The 15,863-nt window shown below is 71.8% G+C and carries 18 protein-coding genes and 1 tRNA gene; 10 read left to right on the top strand and 9 right to left on the bottom strand.

From position 1 onward, the window contains the following. Positions 1-54: 54 nt before the first annotated feature. Positions 55-1,134 carry an LCP family protein gene (locus KBX71_RS09220; RefSeq protein WP_210817551.1) on the bottom strand — a complete coding sequence of 360 codons (1,080 nt, stop codon included), beginning with the start codon at positions 1,132-1,134 and terminating at the stop codon, positions 55-57. Positions 1,135-1,274: 140 nt separating this feature from the next. On the opposite strand from KBX71_RS09220, the gene KBX71_RS09215 reads away from it, so the two are divergent. From KBX71_RS09215 to KBX71_RS09205, 3 genes are all read left to right on the top strand, one after another. Continuing rightward, complete coding sequence (locus KBX71_RS09215; RefSeq protein ID WP_210817550.1) at positions 1,275-2,108, top strand: class I SAM-dependent methyltransferase; 834 nt, start codon at positions 1,275-1,277, stop codon at positions 2,106-2,108. A gap of 4 nt (positions 2,109-2,112) precedes the next feature. Then, a complete protein-coding gene (locus KBX71_RS09210; RefSeq protein ID WP_210817549.1) occupies positions 2,113-2,931 on the top strand; it encodes an MOSC domain-containing protein in 819 nt (272 codons plus the stop codon). A 111-nt stretch (positions 2,932-3,042) separates the two neighbouring features. After that, positions 3,043-4,032: an expansin EXLX1 family cellulose-binding protein gene (locus tag KBX71_RS09205; RefSeq protein WP_307847016.1), complete on the top strand. Its 990-nt coding sequence runs from the start codon at positions 3,043-3,045 to the stop codon at positions 4,030-4,032. A gap of 4 nt (positions 4,033-4,036) precedes the next feature. Here KBX71_RS09205 and KBX71_RS09200 read toward each other — a convergent pair whose 3' ends face one another. From KBX71_RS09200 to bcp, 4 genes are all read right to left on the bottom strand, one after another. Next, positions 4,037-4,564, bottom strand: coding sequence for a GNAT family N-acetyltransferase (locus tag KBX71_RS09200; protein WP_210817548.1), 528 nt, complete (start codon positions 4,562-4,564; stop codon positions 4,037-4,039). Positions 4,565-4,654: 90 nt separating this feature from the next. After that, positions 4,655-4,737, bottom strand: a tRNA-Leu gene (locus KBX71_RS09195). Beyond that, positions 4,723-5,646, bottom strand: a complete 924-nt coding sequence (locus tag KBX71_RS09190) for an HNH endonuclease (protein WP_210817547.1) — start codon at positions 5,644-5,646, stop codon at positions 4,723-4,725. Before KBX71_RS09190 ends, KBX71_RS09195 begins: the two co-directional genes overlap by 15 nt. A 29-nt stretch (positions 5,647-5,675) precedes the next feature. Continuing rightward, on the bottom strand, positions 5,676-6,152 hold the full coding sequence (gene bcp, locus KBX71_RS09185) for a thioredoxin-dependent thiol peroxidase (protein ID WP_210817546.1): 477 nt from the start codon (positions 6,150-6,152) through the stop codon (positions 5,676-5,678). Positions 6,153-6,350: 198 nt separating this feature from the next. Between bcp and KBX71_RS09180 the strand changes: the two genes are divergently transcribed. The 4 genes from KBX71_RS09180 to KBX71_RS09165 are packed head-to-tail and all read left to right on the top strand — an operon-like array spanning position 6,351 to position 9,032. Next, positions 6,351-7,067 carry an energy-coupling factor ABC transporter permease gene (locus KBX71_RS09180; RefSeq protein ID WP_124820602.1) on the top strand — a complete coding sequence of 239 codons (717 nt, stop codon included), beginning with the start codon at positions 6,351-6,353 and terminating at the stop codon, positions 7,065-7,067. Beyond that, the gene (locus tag KBX71_RS09175) at positions 7,064-7,492 is read left to right on the top strand and encodes a PDGLE domain-containing protein (protein WP_210817545.1); all 429 of its coding nucleotides are present in this window, start codon (positions 7,064-7,066) and stop codon (positions 7,490-7,492) included. Before KBX71_RS09180 ends, KBX71_RS09175 begins: the two co-directional genes overlap by 4 nt. A 14-nt stretch (positions 7,493-7,506) precedes the next feature. After that, the gene (cbiQ, locus tag KBX71_RS09170) at positions 7,507-8,277 is read left to right on the top strand and encodes a cobalt ECF transporter T component CbiQ (protein WP_210817544.1); all 771 of its coding nucleotides are present in this window, start codon (positions 7,507-7,509) and stop codon (positions 8,275-8,277) included. Next, positions 8,274-9,032: an energy-coupling factor ABC transporter ATP-binding protein gene (locus KBX71_RS09165; protein WP_210817543.1), complete on the top strand. Its 759-nt coding sequence runs from the start codon at positions 8,274-8,276 to the stop codon at positions 9,030-9,032. The genes cbiQ and KBX71_RS09165 overlap by 4 nt, the downstream gene beginning before the upstream one ends. A 124-nt stretch (positions 9,033-9,156) precedes the next feature. Here KBX71_RS09165 and KBX71_RS09160 read toward each other — a convergent pair whose 3' ends face one another. The 4 genes from KBX71_RS09160 to KBX71_RS09145 are packed head-to-tail and all read right to left on the bottom strand — an operon-like array spanning position 9,157 to position 12,095. Continuing rightward, on the bottom strand, positions 9,157-10,242 hold the full coding sequence (locus KBX71_RS09160; RefSeq protein ID WP_210817542.1) for a hypothetical protein: 1,086 nt from the start codon (positions 10,240-10,242) through the stop codon (positions 9,157-9,159). After that, complete coding sequence (locus tag KBX71_RS09155) at positions 10,239-10,955, bottom strand: thioredoxin domain-containing protein (RefSeq protein WP_210817541.1); 717 nt, start codon at positions 10,953-10,955, stop codon at positions 10,239-10,241. The genes KBX71_RS09160 and KBX71_RS09155 overlap by 4 nt, the downstream gene beginning before the upstream one ends. Then, entirely contained in the window at positions 10,948-11,472 is a 525-nt protein-coding gene (locus KBX71_RS09150; protein ID WP_210817540.1) for a MauE/DoxX family redox-associated membrane protein, read from the bottom strand. The genes KBX71_RS09155 and KBX71_RS09150 overlap by 8 nt, the downstream gene beginning before the upstream one ends. A gap of 32 nt (positions 11,473-11,504) precedes the next feature. Then, the gene (locus KBX71_RS09145; protein WP_210817539.1) at positions 11,505-12,095 is read right to left on the bottom strand and encodes a sigma-70 family RNA polymerase sigma factor; all 591 of its coding nucleotides are present in this window, start codon (positions 12,093-12,095) and stop codon (positions 11,505-11,507) included. 172 nt (positions 12,096-12,267) lie between these two features. Here KBX71_RS09145 and KBX71_RS09140 point away from each other — a divergent pair, with 172 nt between their 5' ends. From KBX71_RS09140 to KBX71_RS34785, 3 genes are all read left to right on the top strand, one after another. Next, positions 12,268-13,935, top strand: coding sequence for a copper resistance CopC/CopD family protein (locus tag KBX71_RS09140; RefSeq protein WP_210817538.1), 1,668 nt, complete (start codon positions 12,268-12,270; stop codon positions 13,933-13,935). A gap of 17 nt (positions 13,936-13,952) precedes the next feature. Then, a complete protein-coding gene (locus tag KBX71_RS09135) occupies positions 13,953-14,687 on the top strand; it encodes a YcnI family protein (RefSeq protein WP_210817537.1) in 735 nt (244 codons plus the stop codon). A 149-nt stretch (positions 14,688-14,836) separates the two neighbouring features. Next, positions 14,837-15,832, top strand: a complete 996-nt coding sequence (locus KBX71_RS34785; RefSeq protein ID WP_210817573.1) for a hypothetical protein — start codon at positions 14,837-14,839, stop codon at positions 15,830-15,832. Positions 15,833-15,863: the final 31 nt, after the last annotated feature.

Below are 15,863 nucleotides of genomic sequence, written 5' to 3'. Positions count from 1 at the left end.
GCCGGCCGCCCGTCTGGTGTTTCGACTGCCGGCGGTTCCCGCGCCGGCCCAGGGTCACTTCTTGCCGAGGCTGACGATCTCGCCGACGGAGTCCCGACGGACCGCGTCGTAGAACGTCTTGGCTCGGGCGTTGTCGGCCAACACCACGCTCTCCGAGCCGATCCGGCCGGTGCCCTTGGTGGGGCTGGTCACGAAGGTCATGTTCCCGCCGCGAACGCCGCGCATCTGCGTCGCCATGTCGAACAGCGACAGTTCCTTGTCCACGGAGACCGAGTTCGAGGTGGCCTTGAGGAAGCTGTTCAACTTGCCGGGGTTGGTGAGGATGCCCCCCGAGGATGCCTTGTCGATGATGGCGCGGATCACCTGCTGCTGGTGGCGGATCCGGGCGAAGTCACCGTCGGCGAACTGCTTGCGCTGGCGGGAGTAGTCCAGAGCCGCCTCGCCGTCCATCCGCTGCACGCCCTGGTTGAATTTGCGGAACGGCTCGTGGATCGAGGTGAAGCTCTTCTCCGAGTTGATGTCGATGCCATCCAGCGCGTCGATGATCTCCTTGAAGCCGGCAAAGTCGATCAGCGTCACGTGGTCCACCCGGACACCTGTGAACTTCTCCACCGTCTGCACCATCAGGGGCACCCCACCCCAGGCGTACGCGGCGTTCACCTTGGCGTCCCGGCCACCGTTGTTGCCGTCCTTCGACTTCGGCACCGAAACCCAGGTGTCACGGGGGATCGAGATCAGCTGGGCGCTCTTCCGGTCCTTCGGCAGGTGGGCCAGGATGATCGTGTCGGTACGCGAGCCGCTCGTCTTCTCCGGGTCGCGTGAGTCGCTGCCCAAAATCATGATGTTCATGGCACCGTCGACGCCCGCCTGTGGGCGGGACTCCTCGGGCACGCCGTCGAAGGCGTCGACCCGCTCGATACCCGACTCGACCGATCGCAGGTAGAGACCGCCGGCCACCATGCCGCCGCCGCCCAGTACCAGCACGATCAGCAGGCTGAACAGGGCGATCCGGCGCCAGCGGCGGCGGCGCGGCGGCGCGGCGTCCGGCGACGGTTCCTCGGTCGGTTGAGGCCCGCCGGCGGCGCCGTAACTCGGTTCCGTCCAGTGCTCCGCTGTTTGTTCACGACGTGGCATGGGCGCGATGCTACTGAACGTGCTTTCTTGCCGCGTACCCTCGTCCGGCCACCATCGCGCGACGCGGGTTCCGAATCGGGCGGCGGACCATCCGTGACTTCTCTCTCCCGGTGTCCCCGCAGAGGTGGTATGAACCTTCCGTGGACGCCACCCAGCTGCGCCGAGCCATCGCCCGTAGCCCGCTCGCGCCCGTCGCCGCGTTCCCCAAGCGGCTCGCCCGGATCGCCCGCCACGACGCCAAGGTGTTGCGCGTCTCAGCGCGGTGGCTGGTCACCTCCCGAGAACATCACAACTACACGTACGAACTGACCAAGCTCAGTCGTCACCACCTGACCTGGTTCGTCAGCATCGTCTGCGACCTCCCGGTCAAGCAGGTCCGTGGCTACGTCGCCGAAATCGAATCCGACGACGTGCTGCGGCAACACCTCGAGCAGGCCACTGCCACAGCGGCCCGCCGTGGTCTCGCCGACAAGAAGGTCCACTACGCCCGACGCGTCGGTTGGTACGCCATCGTCCGGGCCACCCACCCCGCGCACGTGGTGGAGACCGGCGTCGACAAGGGGTTGGGCACCTGCGTCCTGGCGTCCGCCCTGCTGCGCAACGCTCAGGAGGGGCACCCGGGCCGGGTCACCTCGCTGGACATCAACCCCGAGGCCGGCTACCTCGCCCAGGTCGCGCCCTGGTCGGAGGTCGTCGACCTGGTGATCGGCGACTCGATCGCCTCGATCGGCGCACTGGACCGCCCGGTCGACCTGTTCCTGCACGACAGCGACCACAGTCGCGCCCACGAGAAGCGTGAGTTCGACGCCGTGGAGCCCAAGCTCGCCCCCGGCGCGATCCTGCTCACCGACAACGTCACAAGCACCAACGTGCTCGCCGAGCACGCCGAACGCACCGGCCGGCGGTTCCTCGCCTATCGGGAGAGCCCGGCAAATCACTGGTACCCGGGCGACGGGATCGGCGTGGCATGGTAGCCGGGTGCGGCTGACCTCGATTCACACGTACCCCGTCAAGGGTTGTCACCGGCTCGACCACGACGGCGCGTTCGTGCATCCCTGGGGCCTGGCCGGCGACCGGCGCTGGATGGTCGTCGACGCCGACGGCGTCGGCGTCACCCAACGGGACACGACCCGGCTGGTCGGGCTGCGCGCCTCGGTGCGCCCCGGAGGTCTGTCGCTGCGCGCCGACGGGCAGCCCGACCTCGACGTGCCGGAGCCGGCCGGCGGCGAACCGGTCGCGGTGCGTACCTTCCACAACCGGACCTTCCCGGTCCCCGCGCTGCCGGCCGGTCAGGCGGCCGACGACTGGCTCGGCGCCCTGCTCGGCCGACCGGTCCGGCTGGTCTGGCTGGCCCAGCCCACCCGTCACCTGGTCGCCGGGGCCCGCGACCACGACACCGGCGACCAGGTCAGTTTCGCCGACGCCTACCCGCTGCTGCTGGCGAACGCCGCCTCCCTCGACGTCCTCAACGACTGGCTGGCCGAGGCGGGGGAGGAACCGGTGCCGATGACCCGGTTCCGACCCAACCTGGTGGTCGGCGGTGCGCCGGCCTGGGCCGAGGACGACTGGGTCGGTCGACCGCTGCGCATCGGCGACCTGTCGTTCCGGGCCGCCGGGCCGTGCAACCGCTGCGTGGTGACCACCACCGACCAGGAGACCGGGTTACGCACGAAGGAGCCGCTGCGCACCCTCGGGCGGCACCGCAACGTCGACCAGAAGCTCCTGTTCGGACTGCACCTGGTGCCGCTCGACAGTGGACCCCTGGCCGTTGGCAACCCGATCGTCATCGACCCCTGATCGGGCCGCCGACCGGCAATCGGCACCCTACGATCACTGTCCGTCGATGCTGTCTTAGCTTTGGCTTAGCCCGCTTGTCGGTACGCGCCCCGGTCCGGCAGCATCGCCGTCGTGACGGACGGAAGCGCTGTCGACATCAACATCGACCTGGACCATCCTCCAGAGGACCGGCCCGCGCCGTCGTCCGGCGCAAAGCCCTGGCTGGTCGCCACCGGCGTCACAGTCCTCGCGGCGGCGCTCGGGCTCACCCTCACCCTGCGATCCGGCTCGACCCCGGCCTGCGCCGCGGGCCGGACGCTCGCCGCCGCGCCACCCACCGGCAACGCCACGCACAGCGGCAAGGCGACCTTCTACGACTCCAAGGGTGCCGGCGGCAACTGCTCGAACCCGGCTGCCCCGGCCAACCGGCTCTACGTCGCGCTCGGACCGGCGGAATACTCCGCCGGTGCCGCCTGCGGCGGATTCCTCGACGTCGTCGGCCCGAAGGGCACCGTCCGGGTGCTCATCATGGACCAGTGTCCGGAGTGCGAGCCCGGCCACCTCGACCTGTCCCGCGAGGCGTTCGCCCGGATCGCCGACCCGGTCCAGGGCCTCGTTCCGGTCACCTACCGCGCGGTGGTCAACCCACCGCTGCCCGGACCACTCAGCTTTCGGATCAAGGAGGGCGCGTCGCAGTGGTGGTTCGCCGTCCGCGTCGGCAACCACGGCAACCCGCTGCGGTCCGTCGAGGTCCGGCAGGGTGACAGCGGCCCCTGGCAGTCGGCCGCCCGGCAGGACTACAACTACTGGCTGATCGCCTCCGGCGCCGGGCCGGGCCCGTTCAACCTGCGAATCAGCGACGTGTACGGCAACCGGGTCACCGCCGGCGGCATTCGGATGGCGCCCGGCCAGGTGCAGAACAGCACGACCCGGATGTACGCACCCGGTGCCGGGGCGGCCACCCGGCGCCCGTCCGCGTCGACCCGACCGCCGAACAACCGACCCGCCGTCACTCCGACACCGACTCGTCGCCCGGTCGAGGTGGCGAAGGCGAGCGCGCCCGCCACCGACGCGCCGACCACCAGCTCGGCCCGCGCGAACGCCCGGTGGTGCGAGGGCTGACCGCTCAGTCGGCCACCGTCAGATCGAGCCACATCAGAATCTCGTCCCGGTCGTCGTCGGCGGCCACCCGCAGCGCGCCCGGCAGTCGGCCGATCTCCCGATACCCGAGGCGACCGTAGAACTTGTCCAGCCCCAGCCCGTCGCGCACCGTGATGTGCAGCGCCTCGTGGCCGAACACCCTGCCCAGCCGGGCGGCCTCCACCATCAGCGCCGAGCCGTAGCCGGCGCCCTGGGTGTCCGGGTGGACCATCACCCGCTTCAACACACACCAGTGCGCCTTGAGCGGGAAACGGTTGTCACTGAAGATCAACATAGCCGCCAGTCGGTTCCCGGAATAACCGACCAGCAGCCGGTCCGGTCCGTCGACGATGCCGGCGAATGTCGGATCGGCGATGACGTGCACCTCGGCGGCGTTGACCGGTGGCACGAAGCCGACGGCGCCGCCTGCGTTGCTGACGTCCACCCAGAGGTCGACGATCTCGGCACGTAGCCGCGGGGTCAGATCGGGGTCGAGGACGAAGCGCAGACTCACGCTCGCCATCCTGACCCGACGACCAGGCCCACGACCCGCGACAGTGACGCGCCCGACAACCGCCGCGCAGCACGTGGTGTTCGTTGACTGTGCGGGAGAGGGGATTCGAACCCCCACATCCTCTCGGATACAGGTTCCTAAGACCTGCGCGGCTGCCGTTACGCCACTCCCGCCAACTCCCTGAGTCTAGAGTGTCTGGCCCCGACGGTGTTGAGCCCGGCCTCCTGGAGAATGGTCGAGATCGTGCCATGGCTCACCTTGCAGGCCTCGCCGGGCAGGGTGCGGAGGATCCCCGACAGCCGCTTCGGCCCAACACCCGGATTAGCCAGCGCCTGTTCAATCACCACGTCGCGGTGAGCCCTCGAACGCCAGCCGCGGTTCGGACGCGGTGTCAGCACGCCTTCCTGCTCGAGTCTTCGCCGGACCTTGTGCAGATAGGCAGGAGTCCAGCCCAACTGCGCTGCCGCCGCCAAAGCCGTCACCTGCTGCGCGTCGATCCGACCGAACAGGTCGACGATTTCCGTCCGCGTGGCGGGCCGGCGATCGCCGACAGCCGTCCCCTGGGAGCGTTCGTCCCCATCGGTCGGCGTCGCGAGGATGGGGGGATCAGCGGCCCGGTTCCGCCGGCCGGCGTAGGTGGCGGTCTGGCTGTGACAGTTCGGGCAGAGAAGCCGGAGGTTCGGTGGCCGGTTGTCGAGGAAGTCCCCGTTGATGTGGTCGACGTGCAGGATGAGGGCAGCGCCTCGCCACACCGGCCCTATCCCGCACCCCTCACACTCCTCCGGCACGCCGAGTGTGCCCAGTGCCCACTTCAACCGCACACCTGGCGTCCGGCGGGACCCGTCGGGCAGCACAACCAGGAGCTGTGCTGACGTGGTGCGCCGTTCGCCACGCCGCCCTTTGTTGTGCGCCAGCCTCGTGAAGTGCGACGTGTCGATGCCGAACCTCTTGAGCTGCCGGCTGATGTGCGCGTGCGAGCCACCGCTGACACGTACGCCGAGCAACCGCATCACCTCGGTGATGTTGCGGGCGGCGGCGGCAGCGGCGGCCAGCGCTTCGGGCGTGTACTTGTATCGGACCACTGACGGACCGTAGCGAACCGGTGCGACAGTCAGTCCAGGCCGAGGTCGCGGCGGAGCTTGGCGACATGCCCGGTGGCCTTGACGTTGTAGAGCGCCCGCTCGATCTTGCCGTCCGCGTCGATCACGAACGTCGAGCGGATCACGCCGGTGACGGTCTTGCCGTACAGCTGCTTCTCGCCGTACGCGCCGTACGCGATCAACACCGACTTGTCCGGGTCCGACACCAGCGGGAAGGTGATCGCGTCGCGCTCGCGGAACTTCGCCAGCTTCTCCGGCTTGTCGGGGGAGATGCCGACGACCTCGTAGCCGGCGGCCTGGAGTGAGGCCAGCGAGTCGCGGAAGTCGCAGGCCTGCTTGGTGCAGCCGGGGGTCATCGCGGCCGGGTAGGCGTAGAGGACGACCTTGCGGCCGCGCAGGTCGGCGAGGGAGAGCTGGTCGCCGGTGTCGGTGCCGAGGGTGAACTCGGGCGCGGGGTCACCGGGGGAGAGGCGGTCGGGCGCGGTCATGGCCCGACCCTACCGCCGAGCCGGGGGGCGCCGCCGCCGGCGGGACGCGTCGGCGTGTGGGTGGGCGGGGTGGACGGTGGACCCTGCCCTGGAGTGATCAAGGCCATGCGTTGTTGCCAGAGTCTGGCAACAACGAGGCTTGGGAAATAGGCTGACCCACGCCGGCCCGGTCGGGCCCGCTGACGCGTGGGAGGTCGCGTGGAGACACTGGCGATGCACATCTCGAACGGGATCATCGACGGTCCCGTGGCAGCGATCTTCGCTGCGCTCGCTCTTGCCGCGCTCACCGCCTGCGTTCTGCGCGGCCGGCGCGACCTGGACGACCGGCTGGCCCCGATGGCCGGCCTGGTGGCGGCGTTCATCTTCGCCGTCCAGATGCTCAACTTCCCGATCTTCACGGCCGGTGTCAGTGGCCACCTGCTCGGTGGCGCGCTCGCCGCCATGCTGGTCGGCCCCTGGGTCGGAGCGCTCTGCGTGGCAGTGGTGCTGGTCGTGCAGGCACTGATCTTCGGTGACGGCGGCGTGGCGATGCTCGGCCTCAACATCACCAACATGGCGTTGCTCGGCACCGCGGCGGCGTACGCGCTGATCGCGCTGCTGTTGCGGGTGCTGCCCCGCACGCGGGCCGGGCTGGCCGTGACCGCGTTCGTCGCCGCGACGCTCAGCGTGGTGGTGGCGTCGCAGGGCTTCGTCCTGGAGTACTGGCTGGGTGGCACCACCGACCTGGGCAGCAACCTGGGTGGCCTGGCCGGCACGATGGCCGGCGTCCACCTGCTGATCGGCATCGGCGAGGGCTTGATCACCGCGACCACGGTGCTCACCGTCGCGAAGGTGCGCCCCGACCTGGTGTACGCGCTGCGGTCCCTGCGCACGCCCACCGCCCCCGCCGTTCCGGTCGCTGGAGGTGTCCGATGAAGAACCGATCCTGGGCCTTCCTGGCCGGCGGCCTGCTGGTCGCCCTGCTGCTCGCCGGTGTGGTGAGCAACTACGCCTCGTCGCACCCGGACGGGCTGGACTCGTCCCTGCTCAAGGGCTGCACCGTCGACGCCGACGACAACATCGTGGCTGGGAGTTGCCCGGCGCAGCAGGCCCGCGACCACGAGTTGGCCGACAGCCCGCTCGCCGACTACGGCGTTCGGGGCGTTCGCAACAGCTTCGTCTCCACCGGCCTCTCCGGGGTGCTCGGGGTGCTTGTCACCTTCGCGATCGGGGCCGGCGGGTTCTGGCTGCTGCGCCGTCGAGGCGGCACGCCGACCGACGGTGACGCGACGACGCCCGCCGAGGGCGCCACGCCCGCCGAGGGTGACGCTGTGGCGTCGCGCGCCGGCACGGCCAGCTGAGCAGGGGTACGCGAATGGGAGCCGGTCACGGGCACGTGCTGTACCGCGAGTCGGACTCGCCGGTGCACCGGCTCCCGCCCGAGGTCAAGATCGTGGCGATGGTGGTCTTCACCCTCGCCGTGGTGGCCACCCCACGCGAGGCGTTCTGGGCCTTCGGCGCGTACGCCGTGCTGGTGGCGGGGGTGGCGGCGCTGGCCCGGGTGGGACCACGGTGGTTGCTCAGCCGAGCGTTGATCGAGCTGCCGTTCGTGCTGTTCGCCGTCGCCCTGCCGTTCCTCGGCGCCGGCGACCGGGTCGAGGTGCTGGGCCTGCGCCTGTCCGAGGACGGGCTGCACGGCGCGTGGAACATCCTGGCCAAGGGCACCCTGGGGGTGCTCGCCTCGCTGCTGCTCGCCGCGACCACCACCACCCGGGACCTGATCGTGGGGCTGGACCGGCTGCACTGCCCGCAGGTGCTCACCCAGATCGCCACGTTCATGCTGCGTTACCTGGACGTGCTGGTCGGCGAGGCGCGGCGGATGCGGGTGGCCCGGATCTCCCGGGGTGACGACCCGCGCTTCCTGTGGCAGCTGCGCGGCTTCGCCGCCGGGATCGGGGCGTTGTTCCTGCGCGCGTTCGAGCGCGGCGAGCGGGTCTATCTGGCGATGCTGTCCCGGGGTTACACCGGGCGGATGCCCGCCGTGTGGCAGGGCGAGGGTGCGGCGAGCGCCGGTCAGTGGCTGGTCGCGGCGACCGTGCCGGTGTTGGCGGCCTCCATCGCCGCCACCGCCGTCGTGCTGTCATGATCGGTGTCGTGCAGACCGCTGTCTCGCTGGACGTTCGGGGTGTTCGTTACGCGTACCCGGACGGGCACGTCGCCCTGCAGGGGGTCGACCTGAACGTGCCGCGTGGCGACCGGGTGGCGCTGCTGGGGCCCAACGGCGCCGGCAAGACCACGCTGGTGCTGCATTTCAACGGCATCCTCACCCCGGTCGAGGGGAGCGTGAGCGTCGGCGGGCTGACGGTCACGCCGGATCGGGCCACCCTGGCCGAGGTGCGCCGCCGTGTGGGCATCGTCTTTCAGGACCCGGACGACCAGTTGTTCCTGCCCACGGTTGCGGAGGACGTGGCGTTCGGTCCGGCGAACCTGGGTCTGCGCGGGGCCGAGCTGGCCGCCCGGGTGGACGAGGCGCTCGCCGCGGTGGGGATGAGCGAGCACCGGGACCGGACCCCGCAGCACCTGTCGTTCGGGCAGCGCCGCCGGGTGGCGGTGGCCACCGTGCTCGCCATGCACCCGGAGATCCTGGTGCTCGACGAGCCGTCGTCGAACCTGGACCCGGCGGCCCGCCGTGAGCTCGCCGAGATCCTGCGCGGCCTGCCGGTGACCCTGCTGATGGTCACGCACGACCTGCCGTACGCGGCGGAGCTGTGCGAGCGTTCGGTGATCCTGGACAACGGCCGGATCGTCGCCGACGCCCCGACCCGCACTCTGCTGAGCGACGCCCCCCTGCTGGCAAAACACCGCCTGGAACTCCCCTACGGCTTCACCCCAGACCCCTAACCCACCCCACCTCACTCCCGCGATCTTGCGGTTTCTGTCCCCGCCTTTAAGGCGAAAGCCGCATATCACCAACACAAAGTGCAAGATCGCCGCAGGACGGAGCGCGGGGCGCGGGGTGCGGGGGTCAGGGGGTTGGGGTTGGTACTCGGGTGGTGGTGCGGGAGGTGGCGTGTAGGCGCAGGACGCCTGCGGCGGTCGCGCCGGCGCCGCTGATCAGGAAGAGCGCCACCATCACGCGGGCGGCCGTGGGCGACCAGGGCACCGGGGCGATGGAGCGGGCGAACACGGCGGCGTTCGCCGCTCCGGAGAAGAGTGCCAGGCAGCTCCCGGCCAGCGCGACAACGAAGTCGGCGGCCGGGCGGCGGCTCAGCGCGTACCAACCGGCGGCGACCGCGCCGAGACCGGTGAGCAGGGACCAGATCTGCCCGGACAGCAGCCCGACCAGCACCCCAGCCACGCCCTGGGCGCCGGCGTCCAGTTCCCGTCCCACCGGGTACCCGACGGCCAGCGCGCCGCCGGCGATGAGCAACACGCCCAGTGCGGACAGCGCGCGGGCGCCGGCCGGGGCGGAGGCGGTGAGCAGACCGAGCGCGCCCACCGCGAGCAGCCCCACGATGCTCACCGCCCACCAGGTGTACGCGTCCGGCGGTGGCACCCAGTCCAGCGTGCCGCCGATCACCACCGGGTCGGTGCCGTCGCGCAGCGGGATCGTCCAGTCCCGGACGCGGTGCTCGCGGTCCGGCGCGGCGCGTACCGCGGCCGGTGGTGCCGACTCCTGCCACAGCGCGCGTTGGTCGTGCCATCGCGCGGTGGTGCCGTCGGCGATCCGCCGCCAGGACGGTGCGGCGGCCGGGTCGGCCTCGGCCGGGAGCGCGGTGTCCCCGGTGATGGTGCGGTTCAGGTACGTGGCGGGGGAGTGGCTGTTCTCGAAGACCCCGTCCGGGCCGACGCGCAGGTACGGCTCACCGGAGTAGCCGATGACCTCGATGGCGCGGCCGGTGTTGTTGGTCAGCTCCAGTCGGGCGCCGGCCTCGACGACGCGTACCTCGAGCCCTGGCCGCGCCGGTGCGACGCCGGTGGTCCGGGTGCGATAGTCGGTGCCGTCCGGTGCGTCGGCGCCGTGCGCGGCGGCGGGCGCCGCGCTGATCACTGTCACCAGGCCGGCTGCGGCGGCGACCAGGCCGGCGCGCCCCAGCAGGGTACGGATCACTTGCCGGCCGCCGCCATGGCTGCGGTGAGGGCGTCCGGGGTGGGGTTCTCCAGGGGCTGACCGTTGATCTTGACGGTCGGCGTGCCTGTGACGTTGCTCCGGCTGGCGTCCTCGGTGACGTGTTCGGTCCACCCCCGGTACGTGTCGTCCTTCACGCAGCTGCCGAAGGAGCCCCGGTCGAGGCCGACGCCGGTGCCGATGTCGATGAGCTTGTCGTCGGTGAGCCCGGCGCTGCCCTCCGGCGGCTGCTGGGCGAAGAGCGCCTTGGCGTACTCGTGGTACTTGCCGCCCGCCGCGGCGCAGCCGGAGGCGGCCGAGGAGCGGGTGGAGTACTCGGTGGTGGAGAAACGGTTCAGGTACGCGACCGGGTGGTAGACCACTGTCGCCTTGTTCTCGGCCACCAACTGTTCGAGGGTCGACCCGCTGGTCTGCTCGAACTGCTTGCACGCCGGGCAGAGGAAGTCCTCGTAGACGTCGACGGTGACTGGGCCGCCGCCGGTGACGATGCCGGTGCCGGCCGCGTTGGCGCCGGGTGGTGTGGTGAAGTCGTCGGAGCGCTGGCTGGACCAGACGGCCCAGCCGACGACACCGGCGATGAGCAGGACGACGACAGCGGCGGCGGAGACCCAGATCGTGCGGCGGCGGCGCCGCTCACGGGCCAACTGCTCGCGGACCACTCGGGCGGCGTCCCGCTGCCCCTTGCGACTACTCATCCTCGTCCTCCACAACGGGTTCGCCGGACAACCACCCGTCCACCGATACCGGCGTACGCGGCCAGATCAGCAGAAAACCGGCCAGAATCAAGAATCCCAGGTCCCGAAGGATCTCCGGGAGGTAACTGGGTGCCTGCCCCGCGGCCAGCTGCCCGCCGCTGCCGAAGCAGCCGCAGTCGATGGCCAGCCCACGCGCCCAGGCCGAGGCGATCCCCGCGATGAAGACCACCAGCAGCGCGGCGGAGACCCCGGCGACGAGCCGGCTGGCCAGCCCGAGCAGCAGCAGGACGCCCAACGCCAGCTCGACGAAGGGCAGGGCCGCGCCGAGCACTGTCGCCACGTCGTACGGCAGCACCTGGTACGCGTTGACAGCCCGCCCGGAGGCGGCGAGATCGCTGACCTTCGACGCGCCAGCGACCAGCCAGACGGCGGCGAGGCCGAGTCGGGCCGCGACGCCGAGCCAGGGGCGGATCAGCGGCCAACGGCCGCCTCGGGTGGAAGGTGCTGTCACGCTCATTTGTCGTCCCGTCCGCGCCGGAAGTTCCGCGTTCAGCCGGTCAGGGCGTCGCCGACCGCCTCGACCAGGTCGTCACGGGCCCTTGCGACCCGGGAGCGGATGGTGCCCACCGGCACCCCTTCGACGGCGGCGGCCTCGGCGTACGACAGGCCGAGCAGTTGGGTGAGCACGAACGCGGAGCGCCGCTCGGGGCCGAGGCGGCGGACCAGGTCGGCGGCACCGAGCTGGCCGGCCGGGTCCGGGTGCGGGTGGTCGGTGTACGCGTTCGCCGCCAGGCGCTCGTCGAGCCGCCGACGCCGGATGACCGTGCGCAGGTGGTCGGCGCAGGCCCGCCGGGCGATGCCGAGCAGCCAGGTGCGGGCGCTGGAGCGACCCTCGAACGCGGGCAGGGCCCGGAACGCCCGTAGGTAGGTCTCCTGGGTCAGGTCGTCGGCGCTGTCCGGGTCGACCAGGGCGGCGGCGAACCGCCAGACCTCGGCCTGGGTCAGCCGGACGAACGCCGCCTGGGCGGTGGTGTCGCCGTCGCGGGCGGTCAACGCCCACTCGGTTGCCGCGTCCCGGGCGACCTCGTCGACAGGTGCGGCCGGACCGGCGGCACCGGGGTCACGCGGGACAGGGATCACGACACACCAGGTTACGCGGCAGCCGGCGGCGCGTCAGGGTCGTTCGGCTCTTGGATGGTCTGCGCCACGTCGGGAACTTTTCCGCGCCCCGGGCCGACTACCAGTTCATGACGTGCGACCACCGACGCGCCCACCCCCCTCGGGTCGCCGAAAGGGACACCTATCGGCGACCATGTCCGGCATGACTGTCGCCCCCCGCCGTTGGGCTGCCCGGCTGGCCGCAGCCGCCGGCCTCCTGGTCACCGTCGTCGCCCTGTTGATCGCGCCAGCCACCTCCGCCAGCGCCCACGCGGTGCTGGAGAGCAGCAGCCCGGCCGCCTCCTCCATCGTGCCGAGCGGGCCGTCCGAGGTGGTCCTCACGTTCAGCGAGTCGGTCCGGAAGGTGCCCGACAAGATCCGGGTCATCGCGCCGGACGGGTCCCGGGCCGACCGGGGCGAACCGTCGTTCAGCGGCGGGGTCGTGACCATCCCGGTGGATCCGGCGGGCTCCCGCGGCACCTACCTGGTCAGCTTCCGGGTGATCTCCGCCGACAGCCACCCGGTCTCCGGGGCGTTCACCTACTCGGTCGGCGCGCCCTCGACCCCACCCGTCGACTCCGGCACGGACAGCCGCGCCAACCCGGTGGTGGAGACGGCGGTGAAGGTGGCCCGTTTCCTCGGCTACGCCGGCCTGGTGCTGCTGGTGGGGCCGGCGCTGGTGCTGGCCGCGCTCTGGCCACGACGGCTCTCCCGGCGGGGGCCGACCCGGTTGGCCTGGATCGGCCTCGGTCTGGTGGCCTTCGCCACCCTCGCCGACCTGTGGTTGCAGGTGCCCTACACCGCCGGTGGTGGTCTCTTCGAGGTCACCGGTGAGGGGTTCGGCAGTGTCTTCGGCAGCGCCTTCGGCGCCGCCCACCTGGTGCGGCTCGGCCTGCTGGCGGCGTCCGTCTTCCTGCTCCGCCCGCTGCTGGCCCGGCCCGCCGGCCGGGCGGACGCGATCATCCTGGCCGTGCTCGGCGGCGCGGCCCTGCTGACCTGGCCGCTGGCCGGGCACCCGGCGGCCTCCCCGGCGCCGGCGGTCTCGGTGGTGGTCGACGCGGTCCACCTGGGCAGCATGGCGGTCTGGCTGGGCGGCCTGCTCATGCTCGCCGTCTTCCTGCTGCGGCAGGCCGACGAGCGGGAGTTGGGCGCGATCCTGCCGATCTGGTCGCGCTGGGCGGCGCTCGCCGTCTCGGCGTTGCTGCTGGCCGGCACCGTCCAGGCGTTGATCGAGGTGGCCACCCCGCAGGCGCTCTTCGACACCACGTACGGGCGCCTGCTGCTCGCCAAGATCGGCCTGTTCGCGCTGGTCATCGGCGTGGCGGCGTACTCCCGGCAGTTGGTGCGTAGCCGGGTCGCGGCGCAACGCCCGGCACCGGTGCGCCGGGCGGTCCTGGTGGAGTTGGCCGTCACAGTGGTCGTGCTGGCCGTGTCCGCCACGCTCGTGCAGACCACGCCCGCCCGCACCGCCGCGGCCGGCCCGTCCGCCGGGGCCGAATCCGGCCTCTTCAGCACCAGGCTGTCCAGCCCACTGCTGTCCGTGGAGGTCGAGGTGAGCCCGGCCGAGCGGGGCAACAACTCGGTGCACCTGTACGCGTACGACAAGGACAACAAACCACAGCTGGTCGCGGAGTGGAAGGCAACCGCCGCGCTGCCCTCGGCGGGGATCGAGCCGATCGAGGTGCCCCTGCTGCGGTTGACGGACAGTCACGCCTACGGCGACGTCAGTCTGCCGGCCGCCGGTGACTGGGAGATCAAGATCACTGCCCGTACGACCGACATCGACCAGGCAACGGTGACCGCCACCGTGCCCATCCGTTAGAGAGGCTCGCGAAACCCATGACCCGAATCCGGCGTACCGCAACCGCCGCTGCCGCCCTGGCGTTCACCGCCGCCGCCACCGCTGTGCTCGGCTTCGCCGGACCGGCGTCCGCGCACGTCACGGTGAACCCGAAGGAGGCGACCCAGGGCGGCTACGCCCGCGTGGCGTTCCGGGTGCCCAACGAGAGCGACACCGCCTCGACCACCAAGCTGGAGGTCGTGCTGCCGGAGAACGCCCCGGTCGGCTCGGTGTCGACGATGCCGATCCCCGGCTGGACGGTCACCACGGAGAAGCGCAAGGTGGACCCGCCGATCGAGGTGCACGGTAGTCAGCTCACCGAAGCGGTTTCCAAGATCACCTGGACGGCCTCCGGTGACGCGGCGGTGAAGCCGGGTCAGTTCCAGGAGTTCCCCGTCTCGCTGGGGCCGCTGCCGCAGGTCGAGTCGATGGTCTTCAAGACCCTGCAGACCTACTCGGACGGCAACATCTCGCGCTGGATCGACGAGCCGGCGCCGGGTGCCGAGGAGCCGGAGCACCCGGCTCCGGTCCTCGCCCTGGCCGCCGCCGCGGCGCCGGCCGGATCGCCCGCGCCGAGCGCCGCCGTCGCGTCGCCCGACGACGATGACGACGACGACGGCAACGGGCTCGCGGTCGGCCTCGGTGTGGCCGGTCTCGTCGCCGGTCTGGCCGGCCTGGTGCTGGGCGGGCTGGCGTTCGCGCGTACCCGCCGGGAGCCGGTCGCCAAGGCCTGACCCCGTCCCACCCGCTGGCCCGCCGGATCAACCGGCGGGCCAGCGCGCTTTCCGGAGTCGGTACCGGCCGTGCCGTGGATATCCCCTGATCAGACGGTGTACGTCGGTAAGGTCGGCCGGGTGTTTTGCTACGGAGGGGGACGGTGCGGATGCGGTTCGTGCGGATGATCGCCGGGGTGCTGCTGTTGGTCGTGGGAATTCCGGCGCTGTTCGCCGGCGGCGGGTTGTGGCTGGTGACCCGACACGCCGACCCCGGCGGGTCCTTCGCCGCCCGCTTCGAGACGGTCCGCACGCCCGGTCACGCGGTCGTGATCACCGACCTCGACCGGTTGCTGCGACAGGAGGCCCCCTTCGCGCGTACCGCGCAGACGCGGCTCCGACTGGACGCCCACACCACTGGCGGGCCGGCCTTCGTCGGGTTGGCGCCCACGGCCGAGGTGCGTGGCTGGCTGGAGGCGGTGCCGCACGCCACGGTCCGCCGGGTGGCGCTGGCCCGGGGCCCGCTGCCGGTCCGGCTCGATCCGGCCGGACCGGCCACCGACACCCCGGGCGCCGCGACGGCCGGCGGGCCGGTCACGCCGTTGGGCCGGCCCTTCTGGGTACGCGAGGGGATCGGCTCACTGGAGTGGAGCGCGGACGACCTCGCCGGTGAACCCATGAGCCTGGTGGTGATGCGCCCCGACGGCGCCGCCGACGTGGCAGTGGAACTGCGCGCGGAGTTGCGGGCCGGGTGGACCGGTCCGGCCACCTGGGGTCTGCTGACCGTCGGCGTGCTGCTGGTGGTGTGCGCGGTGCTGCTCCTGCTGCGACCGCTGCGCCCGCGCGAGGTGATCTTCGTGGTCGAGCCGGACCAGGTGCCGGTGCTCGCCGGCCGCCTCGGCGTCACCTCGCTGAGTGGCCTCGGCCCCCGGCAACCCGATCCGACCCCGCCGTTGCCGGTACAACTGCTCCCGGCCGGGGCCGGGGCACCCTCCCGGTCGGCGATCGCCGCCGCTCGTGCGGCCACCCTCGCCGACCTGGACGAGCCGGTCCGGCTGCCCCGCCCGCCAGAGGTGAGGCTGAGTCTCGCCTGGCCGCCGGCCGACCCGGACGAGCCCACGGCCCGGCCGGTGGCGGTCCCACCGGTCGGCGGTCCGACCGGGTGACGGGGCGGAACGGCGAGTGGCCCTCCGCGCT

Source organism: Micromonospora sp. D93 (assembly GCF_018070365.1).
GTDB lineage: Bacteria > Actinomycetota > Actinomycetes > Mycobacteriales > Micromonosporaceae > Micromonospora > Micromonospora ureilytica.
The sequence above is the reverse complement of the archived record's forward strand: the minus strand, read 5'-3'. Positions and strand labels throughout refer to the sequence as shown.

What these genes read in the sequence shown, in the direction of transcription:
- KBX71_RS09220 (WP_210817551.1), bottom strand. Translation starts at nt 1,134, where the DNA reads ATGCCACGTCGTGAACAAACAGCGGAGCACTGGACGGAACCGAGTTAC.
- bcp (WP_210817546.1), bottom strand. Translation starts at nt 6,152, where the DNA reads ATGACCGCGCCCGACCGCCTCTCCCCCGGTGACCCCGCGCCCGAGTTC.
- KBX71_RS09175 (WP_210817545.1), top strand. Translation starts at nt 7,064, where the DNA reads ATGAAGAACCGATCCTGGGCCTTCCTGGCCGGCGGCCTGCTGGTCGCC.
- cbiQ (WP_210817544.1), top strand. Translation starts at nt 7,507, where the DNA reads ATGGGAGCCGGTCACGGGCACGTGCTGTACCGCGAGTCGGACTCGCCG.
- KBX71_RS09165 (WP_210817543.1), top strand. Translation starts at nt 8,274, where the DNA reads ATGATCGGTGTCGTGCAGACCGCTGTCTCGCTGGACGTTCGGGGTGTT.
- KBX71_RS09155 (WP_210817541.1), bottom strand. Translation starts at nt 10,955, where the DNA reads ATGAGTAGTCGCAAGGGGCAGCGGGACGCCGCCCGAGTGGTCCGCGAG.
- KBX71_RS09150 (WP_210817540.1), bottom strand. Translation starts at nt 11,472, where the DNA reads ATGAGCGTGACAGCACCTTCCACCCGAGGCGGCCGTTGGCCGCTGATC.
- KBX71_RS09140 (WP_210817538.1), top strand. Translation starts at nt 12,268, where the DNA reads ATGTCCGGCATGACTGTCGCCCCCCGCCGTTGGGCTGCCCGGCTGGCC.
- KBX71_RS09135 (WP_210817537.1), top strand. Translation starts at nt 13,953, where the DNA reads ATGACCCGAATCCGGCGTACCGCAACCGCCGCTGCCGCCCTGGCGTTC.
- KBX71_RS34785 (WP_210817573.1), top strand. Translation starts at nt 14,837, where the DNA reads ATGCGGTTCGTGCGGATGATCGCCGGGGTGCTGCTGTTGGTCGTGGGA.